Source organism: Paenibacillus sp. LBL, from assembly GCF_029893715.1.
GTDB classification, from domain to species: domain Bacteria; phylum Bacillota; class Bacilli; order Paenibacillales; family Paenibacillaceae; genus Paenibacillus_AQ; species Paenibacillus_AQ glucanolyticus.
In genome coordinates this window covers 1-15,111 of sequence record NZ_JARXYU010000035.1, presented here as the reverse complement: position 1 = coordinate 15,111, position 15,111 = coordinate 1, and the positions used below count along the sequence as shown (strand labels likewise).

At 36.1% G+C, this 15,111-nt stretch carries 14 protein-coding genes; 10 read left to right on the top strand and 4 right to left on the bottom strand.

Going from position 1 to position 15,111, the window contains the following annotated elements:
* The first annotated feature begins 88 nt into the window (after positions 1-88).
* From M2277_RS31280 to M2277_RS31270, 3 genes are all read left to right on the top strand, one after another.
* Complete coding sequence (locus M2277_RS31280; protein ID WP_156515013.1) at positions 89-1,291, top strand: reverse transcriptase/maturase family protein; 1,203 nt, start codon at positions 89-91, stop codon at positions 1,289-1,291.
* A 15-nt stretch (positions 1,292-1,306) separates the two neighbouring features.
* Positions 1,307-1,912, top strand: a complete 606-nt coding sequence (locus M2277_RS31275; protein ID WP_036638612.1) for an SLATT domain-containing protein — start codon at positions 1,307-1,309, stop codon at positions 1,910-1,912.
* Positions 1,913-2,165: 253 nt separating this feature from the next.
* A complete protein-coding gene (locus M2277_RS31270; RefSeq protein WP_256719866.1) occupies positions 2,166-2,882 on the top strand; it encodes a DNA cytosine methyltransferase in 717 nt (238 codons plus the stop codon).
* Positions 2,883-2,992: 110 nt separating this feature from the next.
* Here M2277_RS31270 and M2277_RS31265 read toward each other — a convergent pair whose 3' ends face one another.
* Positions 2,993-3,502: a helix-turn-helix domain-containing protein gene (locus M2277_RS31265; RefSeq protein ID WP_063477385.1), complete on the bottom strand. Its 510-nt coding sequence runs from the start codon at positions 3,500-3,502 to the stop codon at positions 2,993-2,995.
* A 454-nt stretch (positions 3,503-3,956) separates the two neighbouring features.
* On the opposite strand from M2277_RS31265, the gene M2277_RS31260 reads away from it, so the two are divergent.
* Together M2277_RS31260 and M2277_RS31255 are read left to right on the top strand one after the other, a co-directional pair.
* Positions 3,957-4,985: a DUF262 domain-containing protein gene (locus M2277_RS31260; protein ID WP_063477384.1), complete on the top strand. Its 1,029-nt coding sequence runs from the start codon at positions 3,957-3,959 to the stop codon at positions 4,983-4,985.
* A 69-nt stretch (positions 4,986-5,054) separates the two neighbouring features.
* Positions 5,055-5,498 (top strand): hypothetical protein, encoded by a 444-nt coding sequence (locus M2277_RS31255; RefSeq protein WP_063477383.1) that lies wholly within the window; start codon positions 5,055-5,057, stop codon positions 5,496-5,498.
* A gap of 574 nt (positions 5,499-6,072) precedes the next feature.
* On the opposite strand, the gene M2277_RS31250 is transcribed toward M2277_RS31255, so the two are convergent.
* Positions 6,073-6,948, bottom strand: a complete 876-nt coding sequence (locus tag M2277_RS31250; protein WP_082834221.1) for an ATP-dependent DNA ligase — start codon at positions 6,946-6,948, stop codon at positions 6,073-6,075.
* Between the two features lie 149 nt (positions 6,949-7,097).
* On the opposite strand from M2277_RS31250, the gene M2277_RS31245 reads away from it, so the two are divergent.
* The 3 genes from M2277_RS31245 (at position 7,098) to M2277_RS31235 (ending at position 11,493) form a co-directional block, all read left to right on the top strand.
* A complete protein-coding gene (locus tag M2277_RS31245; RefSeq protein ID WP_063477381.1) occupies positions 7,098-7,313 on the top strand; it encodes an alpha/beta-type small acid-soluble spore protein in 216 nt (71 codons plus the stop codon).
* Between the two features lie 241 nt (positions 7,314-7,554).
* Positions 7,555-8,394, top strand: a complete 840-nt coding sequence (locus M2277_RS31240) for a hypothetical protein (protein ID WP_063477380.1) — start codon at positions 7,555-7,557, stop codon at positions 8,392-8,394.
* Positions 8,395-8,460: 66 nt separating this feature from the next.
* Positions 8,461-11,493 carry a DEAD/DEAH box helicase family protein gene (locus M2277_RS31235; protein WP_063477379.1) on the top strand — a complete coding sequence of 1,011 codons (3,033 nt, stop codon included), beginning with the start codon at positions 8,461-8,463 and terminating at the stop codon, positions 11,491-11,493.
* A gap of 99 nt (positions 11,494-11,592) precedes the next feature.
* Here M2277_RS31235 and M2277_RS31230 read toward each other — a convergent pair whose 3' ends face one another.
* Positions 11,593-12,060 (bottom strand): hypothetical protein, encoded by a 468-nt coding sequence (locus M2277_RS31230; RefSeq protein WP_063477378.1) that lies wholly within the window; start codon positions 12,058-12,060, stop codon positions 11,593-11,595.
* Between the two features lie 98 nt (positions 12,061-12,158).
* Positions 12,159-12,983 carry a hypothetical protein gene (locus M2277_RS31225; RefSeq protein ID WP_063477377.1) on the bottom strand — a complete coding sequence of 275 codons (825 nt, stop codon included), beginning with the start codon at positions 12,981-12,983 and terminating at the stop codon, positions 12,159-12,161.
* Positions 12,984-13,240: 257 nt separating this feature from the next.
* Here M2277_RS31225 and M2277_RS31220 point away from each other — a divergent pair, with 257 nt between their 5' ends.
* Together M2277_RS31220 and M2277_RS31215 are read left to right on the top strand one after the other, a co-directional pair.
* Positions 13,241-14,644, top strand: coding sequence for a fused MFS/spermidine synthase (locus M2277_RS31220; RefSeq protein WP_082834220.1), 1,404 nt, complete (start codon positions 13,241-13,243; stop codon positions 14,642-14,644).
* A gap of 179 nt (positions 14,645-14,823) precedes the next feature.
* Complete coding sequence (locus M2277_RS31215; RefSeq protein ID WP_063477376.1) at positions 14,824-15,039, top strand: hypothetical protein; 216 nt, start codon at positions 14,824-14,826, stop codon at positions 15,037-15,039.
* The last annotated feature ends 72 nt before the right edge of the window (positions 15,040-15,111 follow it).

The following is a 15,111-nucleotide window of genomic DNA, read 5'->3' as shown; positions in this document are numbered from 1 at the left end:
GTCTGTCCATTTTTAGAATGGAGCCACCATATAAGCTTGATCCTTATTGGATCCTGTTGTCTTTACGTCAATTTTCGAATTATGCAAAATGCTCAATTATAAAATACATAACGGCACATATAAATTTACTTATTTTAAGGAAAAGCTTCTTTCTAAGGGGAAGGGTAAGCTACCAAGGGTAATTTCTATTCCAACAATTCGGGACAAAATTACACTTAGCGTGCTAAATGAAATACTTACTGAAGTTTTCAAGGATGAAATTGAGGGGAAATTGACTCAAACAATTATCGATGAAATAAAAAATGCAGTAAATTCCGGAGAATACAATTACTTCATTAAAATAGATATTAAGAATTTTTACGGTAATATTAACCATCCAATAATCCTTAAGAAAATCCAAAAGAAGATTAAGGATAAAAGTGTCTTATCTCTGGTTGAAAAAGCTTTGATAAACCCTACAGTTACGGAAGGAAAGAGAAATGTTGAACCGGAAGTGCCTTCAGTTGGGGTTCCGCAAGGTGTTTCAATTTCGAATATCTTAGCTAACATTTATTTATTAGAAGTCGACAAGAGAATCGGCAGTTTTAAAGGTGTTAAGTATTTTCGCTACGTAGATGATATTTTGATCCTTTGTAAAACTAGCAATAAGAAAAGAACCTTTAAGTCTATTGAAAATGAACTATGTAACAAACTAAAACTTGCTATAAATAGTAAGAAGGACGAGGGCCTACTTACAAAAGGTTTTGATTATCTTGGATATGCCTATAAAAAGTTAAATGAATACAAGTATGGTTTTAGCGTTAGACCAAACAATCTCTTGAAGTTAGAAACATCAATAATTGAAATTTTTTCGGAGTATAAAAAAAATAAAAGTAGTGAACAGTTTTTGTGGGATATAAACAATCGGATTACTGGTTTTGTTCTTGAGGATAATAAGTACGGATGGTTGTTTTTTTACTCGCAGATTGACAACGTCGCAATATTGTATCATTTAGATTGGTTTGTAAATAAAATGTGTGGTGTGTACAAAGTTAAGCCAGCTTTACAGAAACAGATAAAAAGATTCGTCAAAGCGTACTTTGAAATTATTATGAAAAGAGGAAAATCAGCTTACATACCAAATTCAAAAGAATTTCCCCTAGATGAGAAAAAAAGAATTCTTCAAACAATATACAACATTAACAGATCAGAACTTGATAAAATGCCTAATAATGATGTAGACAAACTATTCAAAAGAAAAGTGTACATCTCGGTAAAAGAACTTGAGAAAGATGTGCAAAATATTTCGTAGATTGGGATGGAAACAATGGATGATATTTTAGATCAGATAAAGCGTTTTGCTGATGAACGAATCTGGAAAACAAAGAAAACCAGAATGGAGGCTGAGGCTAGATTAAAGTTTAATCACTTGATATCAAATTTATTAATCAATTATTACACTTTTACAGTGTTAACGTTCTCAATTTGGGCATTGTTCTTAGACCCAGAAAGCGAAACAGTTAGGTATGTCACACTTATGACACTTATAACTTCAGTTGGGCTATTTGGAGTTACTCTACTTATCTCAACTTTAGGTTATAGAGAGAGGGCCGTTCAATTTAAGGATTCATATATTAAACTAGATATTTTAGAAAGCGAGTTCAAACATTTAATTCGAACAGCATATAAACTTCAAAAAGAGGAAGTTATTGATCAGTTTCATAAACTTGAGAAAAAATATTTTGATGTATTAACTTTGTCAGATAATCATGACCAGGTTGATATAGAAAAAATGGCCATTGATAGAAAGTTGCCTGGATTTGAAAATATGATTGACAGTTATAGATGGAAAAAATGGCTGAAAAGAGTTGTGATCACCTTGCTGTTTGTTTTTCCGCTAGTCCTCGTATTTATAGTGACAAGAATTCAATAAAAGAAAAGGGATCAAACTGGATATATTCAGCCCCTTATGTATAGATACTAAACCATGAAGTCTCGTACACAAGAATACAATTCGGCATAGCAATAACCAGTTTAACACTAATTTCTTAAAAACTATGGGCGAGTTGAGAAAGTCTCAGTTATAAGCATGGGAATTACGGAATGTCTCAATTGAAATTATAAGAAGTCTTGTTTGTAACTATTAGAACGACAGATTTGATCGATTTCTAGTCTCATTTGTAACCATTACTCACAGAATGAATGGTGAAAGAGGAAAATTGATTTGGAGGTATCTTAACATAATAAGAGCTAAAAAACCTCTGGCATTCATATTTGAAAATGTCATAGGTCTTGCGAAAAAGCATAAAAAAACTCTAGATCGATTAATCACTTACTTTAATAAGATAGGTTATGAAATAACCTTCAAGATACTCAATTCTAATCAATTTAATACCCCTCAAGATAGGAAACGAGTTATTGTTGTAGGGATTCGCAGAGATCTTGGTTTTGAATTTGTATTTCCAAAGGAAGTACCACTTACGAAAACCATTCGAAGTGTAATTGGAGATTTACCAATAGAGAGTGGTTCATTTCCAAACCACATTGTAACTTGGACCAGTCCTTCACCTGAACGTATTCAGGATGTTATTCAAAATCCTCGACCTAACCAATTTCGTGGGATGCGGAGGTTGGACTGGGATGGTTCAGCACCAACGTTGACTGCGCATATTGCCAAAGACGGTCGTGAATTTCTTCATCCTGAACTTGATCGAAGGCTAACCGTTCGAGAGTGTCTACGTATCATGAGTGTTCCGGATGACTACATATTTCCTGACCATATTCCAATATCACATCAATATCGAGCAATTGGAAATGGTGTTGAATACAATATGGGTAAGGCACTTGCGAGTTCACTATTATCCCAATTGAATCAAGTACCTACTCAAATTTGTCTTTTTTGAGCATGAAACAACAAAATAACGGTTATTTTCTAATTATGAACAGCTCTCCATTTGAGGAGAGCTGTTTTTTAGTAAATACAAAAATATGGGGAATTAAAGGACTGACTCCGCTAAGTAGTCTCTTCAGAATCAAATGTTGAATGAGTGGGAAACAGTTGGCCTGGTTTCATTCCAAAAAAGTCTGCTGCAACTTTAGCATTATTTTCATTTGGAATTGCATTTTCAAAAATCCACTTTAATACCGATCTTTCACTAACCCCAACATGTTTGGCAAGATCAGAAGTAGAACAGGATTTCTCCATCATTAAGTTGTATAGTATATGGTTAGTAATTTTCCATTTTTTTAGTTTTCTAATGGGGCGATTGGGGTATTTTTCTTTTTTCTTGATAAAACATTTTTCACACAAACTTTCTTCGAATTGTGGTGCTCGTCCACAATTCAAACAGAGATTGTTGTTCATTCGATAATGGATCCGAAGCTCTTTCCTGAAATCTCTACTTGCTTTACAAAAAACACATAAATACGTAGTAGAATGTAGTTCACACTGAGCGCATTGATCATTTGCTCTTCGTTCTTGACGGAGTTGCTTCATTGATTCAGATGCTTTAGTTCTGTTCATCTTGTAGATCACCAATTTCAAATAGTATAGATTTAGTATACATCAGCACACGCCTAACGATCGATTCTAAAAGGATTTTTTATAAGATCCATGGTTGTCTATCTTTATATGTCACTGAAATGTAAAGGGTCTAACCTATCTCTCACTTTTAATTGATTTCCTAAATCTTTACAACCCATTTATAAAACTCTATAATAAAAATATAATTCTTGTGATGATTCGGGTGGAATCATGCGATACCACTTTTTACTTGTAAACACCATTCCTTGAGACGAAAGCTCCTTTTTTTTAGGTGCCATTCATTACGTCCGTGGATTTGGTGTTTTCTTATTTTTCAAGAGGAATTCTCTAAATCTAAGGAGGTTTTTATATGAATTATTAATAATAGCGAATTAATCTTTCATTATGGTAATAAAATTATCATAGAATAAAAAAACTTTATGAGGTGAAATAAATGCCAAAATCAACAGTTCAATGGACATCCTACATTCTTAACAATATGAGAAACCAGTTCAATTTTGATTTACATTTTCAACGTGCTTATGTTCGAGGAAAGGACAGAGGATGGAAGAGTCTATTAATACATACCTTTCTTATAAATGGCTACGTTCCAAATCTACTTGTTTGGAAAAATGGTGATCATCTAGGAGAGTCCAAACCAGGAAAATTCAAATGGGTATATTACTCAGTTGATTGTAAGCAAAGGGTAACTACCTTGTTCCATTACTTTGATGATCAATTCCGTTTAGCAGAAGATACTCCTCTTGTTGATGGTGAAAATGTAGCTGGGAAACTGTTCAGCGAGCTTAGTGAGGATATGCAGCAAAGATTAAAATCGTATAATTTCGCAGTCACTATTTTTGATGAGGAATATACACTTGAGGATGTTGAGGAGATATTCTACAGAGTAAATCAAACCAAGCCGCTTACTGACTACGAACAGTCTCGTGCACTTCTCGGAGAGACTAATTTGACAATTCTATCTGAAATAACACAATTTGGATTCTTTAACAAGATCAATTTCACTTCAGCCGATTTAATGGGAAAAGTGAATGAAAAAATAGTGTTTCAGATTATGGCTCTAATGACGAATCGAAAAATGTCTTTTAGCGGTAAAGATATCAAATCATTTATCGCTGAAATAGGCAAGAATGTGATACCTGGACATATTATCGAAGAGATCAGAGATAATTGCGAATACTTGGAAGAAGCTATTGAGGATTGGAAAGTGAAACATTGCAAAGATGGGTTAAAGAAGTCTGTGATTCCTTCACTGTTTTTAGCAGTTTCATTTGCACGGACTTCCGGAATGAAGTCGAGTGACTTTGGGGTATGGGCAAAGAGATTCTTAGTTGATGAATATTCAAAGGATTCAGAATTTGGACAGACCATTCAAAGTAAAACGAGCAATCAAGAAGTGATTCAGAAACGTAGTACTTTGATGATGGAAGACTTACGTGAACATTTGGGTGTCGCTATCTGAGTATTGAACGTTTGTCTTTGTATACAGTTTTAAAGATATTAAATTGAGAGATTTTAGTGAGGAATAAATATGAGATCAAGTTATGAAGATACCACTAAAGGTCAAAATGCTTACTTGAATGACATTTTCGTAGTATACAATTTGATGAAAAGGAAGGTTATTAAAATGCCTAATATTGTGGAAATATTGAAAGATAAGTTATCTTTGATTGCTTACAGTTCATCAATCCCTGGGAATCGTCTTAACGGGTTAGAACTTGCTATGCGATGGGTCGAAAAAGCAAAGTGGGCAAGAGAGGCAATTGAAGCCATTGAAAAATCGGATATAGAGACAATCTATCCTATTATTGAACCTTTGAAAAATGACTTACAACAAATTTCGGAATTTCCTTATAAGCAAAAATTAGATGAAAATACACGGTTAAATCATGCTGTTGTTTGCTATAAGCAAATAGAAATTGGGAAAACAGCATATCTAAATTTAATTGATTATTTGGAAACTGCAAAGCCGTAATTCCACTATAAAATCTGAATATCCTAAAAAATTAATGAATGCCTTTAAAAACCATGGGTAACAAAGAGAGCCACCTACGTCATACGTAGGATGGCTCTTTTTAATATCTTGCTTTTGATCGAAAAGGTATTACATTGTTTCTTTTTTTAAACTGATTTTTGAAAGATGGTACATTGGTTTTCATCTTCTTTGGTCTACTCGAATAAACAAGATACAAGAGATGTGGAACAGAGGTTAGGAATCCAACAATGAGAGATACAATTATAGCAAAAACGAGAGCAAATGGAAGGAACCAAAACATGATTACAGAGAACAAGTTTCCATAGTATTTCACTCCAAAAAGCCATGCCTTGTAAATCGATAAGAGAATATAACCCCCGATTAAAAGGTAATAGAGTTCATTATTGTCCCGATAAGCCTGGTAACCGATAAGAATCACACCAAGAATGAAAACAATCATGTTTTTAATTAAAAGCGATTTGTGGTCCAATTGCGGTTCCCCCTTGAACAATTTGTATAATTTCATCTTAGCATGGATGAAAATTATAAAGTCGTCTTCAGAAGAATTATTTAGTTAGAAACTCAAGAAGGAAGGAGTCCGCATAAAACCGTTTCTTGTTAGCCGTACATATTTAACTTTAATTCTCAAGACTGGTGTTGGTAGAAGGTAATAATATGAAGAGTCTTCCTTATTAATATTAGTTCGAGCAATGTTCCAAACTTTTGATCTGATTTGTTGTGAGGTTCCCAATTCTAAGATCCCAGCAGGCTTGTATTCACCTTGCTCAAAACGACTTAGCATGTAACCGAATTTTTTCTTTCTGATCCCTGTTACATAAACTTCTTGCTCTTTGTAATTGAGCCATTTAAGCCATTGTTTAGATCGCTTACCTGTTTGATAGGAACTTTCGACTTCCTTGTAAACACAACCCTCCCAGCCCCGCTCCACAACCTGTTTTGCAAGGTTTTCCCCATGGAGCCCTGACAATGAAGCGACCTTAGAAATTACTCCATCATCAATTAAAACCTCATTTAGTATCTCTTTCCGTTTATAAAGTGGAAGACCTCGAAGATCTTGACCATTGTAATATAAAATGTCCCAGGCAATGAAAGTAGTTGGGGAACGCTCTGCAGCGATTTTTATCTTAAACTCATTACGAAGACGAAATCGATCCATCACGCTATCAAAATCAAAGTCAGACAAGTCAGGGTTAAACGAGGCAACCTCGCCATCCAAAATAATGGAGCGTCCTTTATTGATTTTTTTGCAGATCTCCGGAAACTGGTTTGTCATATCGGTTTGATGCCGGCTCCAGAGCCGAGAGTAATTAGTATCACCTATTAAGAGTCCTCGGACACCATCAATCTTGGGTTCTGCTAGATATTTGGAAGATGTTAATGGGGATGGTGTTTTCTCCAGCAACATCGGAGAGATGAAATTAGGTATCACTTTAATTCCCCCTTATTACGATGATAACACTTAACAACGGATTCTGGTCATGGAAATGAAAGGGGATATTAATCGATCGATCAGTCATTGTATAATTTTTTGTTGTATAGGAAATTTTAAGAAAATACCAAACACAGGAGGAAAATTCCATGGCACGAAATAACAATTTATTAGTACCACAAGCGGAAAGAGCTCTTCAACAGATGAAATTCGAGATCGCCCAAGAATTAGGAATTCAATTACCGGCAGACGGGTACTACGGTAATATGGCGACAAGAGATTTGGGATCCATCGGTGGTACCATAACCAGTAGATTAGTTCAAATGGCTGAGCAAAATTTAAGCAACAATACCATTCGTCATTGAGCCTAAATCCTTCATATTGATGGTTATCTTTAGAAATGTTAGTATAAAGGTATAGACTTATTCAATTGCGCACTCTTGGCCATGCGGCGAAAAGAGTATTAAGGTAAAACAATAACGCTTAACACAGCGGACTGTTTTTTGAACTCGCACTTTGTGCGTTCATTTCGGTTTGTGTGTTGGGCGTTTTTTTGTTGCCCTAAATAGGTCTAATCACAACCCAAATTTCAGGAGGATGATAAGAATGGCTCAAATGGAATTGTTAGAAGTATTGGAAAAGATCAATAGTGTTCAAGTGGAAAATACAAACCGATTGGATCAAGAAGATCGTATCTTTTGCGAGAATCAGGAACGGCACTATCGTCAAGCCTTGGGATGTTTCAACTCGTTTCAAAATCATATGCAAAAGATTCACGATAATGCCTTAGATGATGGCGAGTTGGAGTATTGCTTTATCGAACGATACAGCGACCATAGCTTTGTCAATGGACGGATAGAAGAAATTAAAGAAAGACATGTAAGGAAAATATGTTCGCACTTCATAAAAAAATATAACGTGACATTAGAAGCTGATAGCATATTCGCCAAGTACAAAAATCAGGATATTGATTATATCACCATTGTTGATGAAATCTATATCCAATTAGGAGGCTTCAATTTCAAGGAAAAAGCTGTAAATGAAATTAAAGAGGCCATGATTCATGCCACAGCAGAGCGTGAGGGTTGTAAAGTGAAGATAAAAGGGCATCGATTGTCATTCAATTATTCCTCTCTTATTACTGAAAGTAACATATGGGGAATAACAATGGATCGTCAAAAGGCTTTAATTATATTTAATGCGCTGACTCATTTTGATACGGGCAACACTCACGCGCACTGGATGTTGACCAATTATTACTTCCGAAAGGGAGATGAAGACAACGGAAGTTCTTTATTTGAAAAGCATGAAATTGCTTTTACGAAAGTAAAGGCAATCAAATTGTTTAAGAATTGCCGAGTGGATATTGAATTTAGATCCGGAGAAGCAGCTTTGCAATTCGCTAAAGAGTATTGTGGATACTTTGATTCAATACAAACTACATAGTAAATCGAGGAGGGGTGACAGCTATCTGTTATCCCTTGTTTTTTTAAAACTAAGGAGGGGGATTTCATGAAGTATCCTATTTACGATAACATTGTGCCAGTTTCTAAGCGTGCTGAGATCAATGAGAAGGTGTTCTATTTAGTGGAAAACAATTTATGTGCCCAGTACAATATATCTCCTCACGATGTATACAATACATACACCGGCAGCGGTGGATTGCATGGTTTATCGTTCAGTGAATTTGATAACTTTTACAAATATACTGAAGCAAAAAAAGAACTCGAAATGGGCCAGTTTTTTACACCCCACAACCTGTGTAAGTTTATTGCAGATTGCATAAGGGTCGGGAGTCATGATCTTATAGGAGATCTAACTGCCGGTATGGGTAATTTTTTTAATTTCATGCCATCTGAGACGAACTGTTATGGGAACGAGTTCGATATTAAAGCTTTTAAAGTAATGAAGTATTTATATCCAGCAGCGCAGTTAGCTGCTGATGATATTCGATTTTATAATCCCAATGTGACTTTTGATACGATTTTTGGTAACCCCCCGTACAATTTAAAGTGGAAGATAGGGGCCCATGACTATTCGAGCCAGCTATTTTACTGTTATAAGGCATTCGAGCTCTTAAAGCCAGGAGGCATGTTAGTTTTGGTCGTCCCGCTTAGTTTCATGAGTGATGATTTTAAAGACTCTGGGATAATAGCTGAGATGAACTCCCGCTTTAACTTTGTTTATCAAGCAGCTTTGCCGCCTCAATCCTTTAAGTCCGTTGGTGTAGATTTCTTTCAGACCAAGTTGATGGTGTTCCAAAAAAAGAGTAAGTCGATCCCGGACGGGAAACCCTACTCCACTCAGTACGAAACACTTTCAGCACTTGATGAGATAGAGTCATCACGTATCCATAAGACATACATTAAGCCCATTATCATTCAGAAGGATACGGTAAGGCATAAACTGTTTTTTGAGAATCTTCAGAATAATCATAAGGAGAATGAGTTTCAGCAACAGGTAAGAAAATACTTGTTTGATATTAAACGAAATCCTAAAATCAATGAACAGTATGCCAGATGTAGAAATCTGATTGACCAATACTACAACCAGAAGAAGCCTAAGGAAATGAAAGCTGATGAGTGGGAGAATCTACGTTTAACTAAAACAAAGGTGTTAGGTTCCCTTCGAGAGGTCTTAGTAAAACAACATGAGACTGAAAAGGATATGATCCGGTTAGTTAAAACCAATTACGGTTTGCGCTTAAAAGGTTATTCCAAGAAGACTCGACAGTATTTATCGAGGCTTAACGATTCCTCTAAGACTTTTACCGAAATGATGTTGAAAAATGAATATCCTTTTGAAGATCAAACTTACATCAAACTTGTGGAGAAAAAGAAGCGGGAATTTATGAAGCAATCCCAACCATTTGATGAGATGGAGCAAGATCGCGAAATAGCTGAATTTCTTGATAAATTGATCATTAAAAATGTTGAATGGGATTGGGAGATTCGCCCGAACAAAAAACAAAAGGAAGATACGAACAAAATCCTTCAAAAGCGCTACGGATATCTTCAATGGGGACAGGGTTCAGGAAAGACGATTTCCGGTATCTCGAATTTATTATACAGGGCATCCCAGACACGTATCCGGAACACCTTTGTCGTTGGGCCGGCAATTGCCATCTATAATACGTGGGAGGTTATGCTTAATGAGTGTCAGATTGATTTTATTCGAATCTCCTCTTTGAAAGATATTTCTTATATACGACATGGCCAGGTCGTGCTGGTGACAACTGATATGTTGATGAAATATCAAAGGCATATCAAGCAATACATCCGAATGCAGTCACAGAAAGTGCTTTTGATTTTCGATGAGGCTGATATTATAGCTAACCCATCATCGAAGCGTGCGAAAGCTGTGAAAAACTGTTTCCGGAAAGTGAAGTACAAAACATTACTAAGTGGGACCATGACACGTAATTCGATCGTTGAGGGATTTGGTCAGTTAGAGCTTCTTTATAATAATAGTATTAATATGCTAAGCGAATGTGAGTATATCTTTTCACGTAACAAAAAAGAGGATGATCAAATTGAACATCACTTGAATCCAGGATATATGCAGCCCATTCCAGCATACATGAAGGGCTATAAACTATTTTCAGCATCTCATACTCCAAAGAAGATAACTGTCTTTGGCGTTGGCCAAGATAATCAAGATATTTACAATGCTGAACAGTTGCGAATTTTACTTGATAAAACCGTTATAACCCGGACTTTTGAGGAAGTAGTGGGACGAAAAATTTACGAGATCGTTCAAACCACATGTCAATTTCATGATTCCGAAAGGAAATTGTATCTAAAATGCATCGAAGAGTTTCACCAAATGAGATACCTCTTCGAATGGACAGGAAACAATCGGAAGGACAGTATGTTGCAGATTCTGAACCAATTGACTTTGATGCTTAAAGTCTGCAGTATTCCTCATACATTTAAGGAATATGAGGGAAATGCTCTCCCATCAAAGTTTGATACAGTATTCCAGCTTCTAAAAAAATGGAATAAAGATTATGTGGCTATCGGAGTGAGACATAAAAAAGCAGCATTTGCTTATGAAAAAGCTATCCGAGCTATGTTTCCCCATCGACCTGTATTTGTCATTACTGGTGATAGGGTCAAAGTTAGGAAAAGGAAGGAGATGGTCAAGGAGCTGAGAAATCATCCTAATGCTATTCTAATTTCAACACAACAGAGCTTGAGTAGTAGTATGAATATTGGTTTTATCAATAAAGTCATTATCGCCGAACTTAGCTGGAATGATGCTTCAATGAGTCAGTATTATTTTAGGTTTATTCGATTTGATTCTCAGGAGGATAAAGAAGTACATTTTGTTACTTATGAGAATAGTATTGAAAGCAATCTTCTCGGGTTAATCTTGGCAAAGGAACGCCTTAATTTATTTATGAAAAATCAAGAGAAAGATGATGAAGAACTTTACGATATGTACGGAGTGAATTTTAATCTTCTGGAAATGCTGATGACCAAAGATAAAGATGAATATGGAAATGTACATATTCGATGGGGGCAGCAAGTTTTCGTTTCATAAAGGGCATGTATCTTAATCAAAAGAGAAGAATAAGGCTAATGAAAAAGCGAGCACCATTTTGGTGACTCGCTTTTTTTGTTCCTCATACTCTATGTAAAATCAAGTGGAGACCCGGGAATAATAAAACTCATGTCCTCTTCGTATTTCCAACTCAAATTCTTTGGATTGAGGTAGGAGATTCTCCATTTTTTCATTCAGATCAATTCCATTGCAAAACTCTCTTACCTCGTACAAGTCAATTTGCGTAATCACAAAGGTTGGGTTATCACTAATCAAAAATGTGTTGGTGATTTCCCATTGGTCTAATGGTATGCGTGTATACTTCATGTGCCCCTGGCATTTTTTAGTAACATCCTTTACGTTGAAGAATTTCGTCAGGATACTTATCAGATGTTGCTCATCCATGCAATCCTGTTCTGGTACAAGTTCTTCGAATTTAAAGATAATTGCACCTAGGATATCAATAAACTGCGGAAGGTTAATTTCTGTTTGAACGAATACTGAGTATTTCTCGTGATTTCTACTGTAATAATGTGTTATTTTATATGTATTTTCGGATGTATCCAAAACATTGGCCTCCTTAGCTTTCGTCAGAAACTAATTGGTTAGCTGCGACATGAATGAGATAGCCTCTAATTCGAATAATTACTTCATCGTATATGGGGTTATACAGTCTTACTGTAAGAAATAAAATAGGGAGAGTCTTGTAGCGGACTATAAAACTTAAAAAATGATGATGTATCGCTTGCTTGTACATGATCCAGATCTATTGGTTCAAGGCATAGCAGGTTCTCCATCAGCCATTTTTCTTCCAAGCTTTTTATTTCATAAAAAGATGTAAAGTTGTGGATATTGCGAAGCAGCATCTCCTCATTAGCAAGTTCGGTGAATGAATGATCGATTAAGCATAAACCTACACGATATCGACGCCCCAACATCAGTAGGCTACGGAGTTCTTCATCGGATTTGTAAACTAATGGGGTTTCAATCATTAGAAAGACAGGGATACGTTTTTCATCAGCTGATCGCCTAAATGCACACATACTAAATGCTGAAATAAAATGATCAACTAAACGAAATCGGAAGAATGGGTCTATCGATTTTGATGGATGCACGAGTACAATCCCCCCATTAGTCATGGCATCCGAGATTGAGGCGTAGGCCAAAGGATTAGTTGCTATTTGGGTGGTATATAGTGGAGTAAGATTGTGTATCATTGACTCAGATACTTTGTGCTTTATCAGAATGGCCTCTATAGCCTCCATGAGTTCTAGATCTTCTGATAGTATGAATATACCTACTGGTTCACCAGACACCAACTTTTCTATGTCTTGTTCGATTCGCGGTAAAGCTGCAAAAGTGATTAATTCTTGTTTTGAAGGCCCGATCAGGAGCTCATGTTTGAAGCGATCTTCTTCCAACATTACAGTCTGGGTTTCACTGAATATATCGTGGCCCAAAACCACATCGAATTGTTCTTTTATGACCAATCTAAACACTCCTTTTAAATAAAAAATTCACCGGCCCAAACAAGCCATGATGGCTTAATGGACCGGTGCTTCCGGTTTGTATAATATCAACTTTAGTTCGATCTTATCAGAATATTTCTCAAGATTCAAACGAGCTTCTTGAAGAGGCTCAGCCATGGTATAATAGGCTTTAAATTAAAGAAATCCACATTGAATCGGAAGCACCGAAATAACCCGTGATAGGGTTATTTCGGTGCTTTTTTTATAAGGAGGTCAATTTGATTAAACGGTATTATACTATTATGTTTTTAGTTTCTTTTGTTTACATGGGATTGGAGATGCTAGCCTCTCGAATATTTACCCCATATTTCGGCAGTAGTCAGTACATTTGGGGATCAATCATATCTATTTTCCTTGTTGGTTCAACTATTGGCTATTGGGTTGGGGGAAGGGCAGCTGATACCAATAAGAACAGAATGATCCTGACCGTATTTCTTTTGGCCGGAGCGGGAAGCATGGCAATAATCCCATTCTTTGCACCATATGTACTTCCGGTTTTGAACCAGTTACCACAAGGGATTGGAATACTAATTGCATCCATACTTCTCTTACTCCTCCCAAATATATTCTTAAGCGGGATCGTGCCGGTAATATCTAAGATTGTTTTAAATGAGGGTGTAAGCGGAAAAAAAATAGGTCATCTTCATCAGATACCTGCAGTTGGCAGCATTTTTGGAACCCTTTGTACTACCTTTCTGGTGATTCCAAATTTTAATGTCGCATTCGTAATTTGTGTTTACTCCGTGATGATTTTACTCTCAAGTTTCCTCATCGGTAAAAAAGGTGGTATCAACTCCATGGTAATCAGTATTCTAATTTTACCTGTTTGCTTTATTCCTATTTTGGGCATGGCCATCCATAATAAAGATCAAGGTTTGATGTACCATACTGAAAGCATCTATAACCCTATATCAATTGTAAAACTGGAATCTGTCTACGGGAAGAAAGGGAATTACTTGGGGATGCAGTTTAATAAAAACAGCTATCAAGGAATCATGGATATGGATCAACCAGATGAGCCACTACTGAAATATACTAAAAGCATGATTGAAATTGCTGATTACTATATGCCTGACTTCGATCGGGGGGTTGTGATAGGGCATGGTATTGGCACGATCCCCCAATTTTATAAGGATAAAAATCTTATCAGCGTCGAGTTGGATTCCGAAGTTGTAGAGCTGAGCAAACAATTTTTTGGTTATAACGGTGACCATGTGATAGTTGGAGATGGTCGTAAGGTGTTAGGCCAACAGAGAGATGCATCTTTCGATCTTATTTTCCTTGACGCTTATCAAGATTTAACGATCCCTTTTCATTTAACAACAAGAGAGTTTGTGCAAGAGGTACTTAAGAAGTTAACTTCTGATGGAATAGTTATTCTCAACTATGCAGGTAATCAAAGTGATGATTTATTAGGAGGGATAAAAAGCACTTTCGGTACAAGTTTTACCCATATTAGGATGTTCGGAACAAACGATAATAAGGCGGGTTCTCAAAATATTATCCTAGTAGGTAGTAATAAACAATTGGATCCTCATGAATTTAGAACCTGTGTGGAGATTACTGTAAAGGATGGAAAGGTTATAACTGACGCAAACACGCATTACAATCAACTTAATTAATTTTTTATAGACACAGAGCTTGTTTGGGGGAATTTTCTTATTTTATTTACTCCGGTCGTTTTATATCCTAAAAAGCTGGCCTGTAGCAGCGTCTCATTTAATCATATTCTCGATATTTTTTCTTTGTGATACCCTAAGGATAGATAGAGAGCGCATATACAGACAGAGGAGCACGTCATATGATTGGATCGGACCTGGGTCAGGTTTTTAAAGACGGAAATTTACTCCGTTTAGAAATTGTAAAAGCTAGGGGGAAACGACAAGTTATTTTCGGTAAAGTACTGCAATTTGATAGAACACGAGAAATATTATTGGTTTATGAGCTGGATTATAAACGAGTAGAAATACTCAGTTTAAATGAAATAGAGAACGTTAGCATTCCTGTAGAGCGTTAATTATCAGCTTTGCAAAAATAAAAGCGCCTCGGTACGATGGGAGTACGCAACGGGTCATAGCCCTTAAAATCC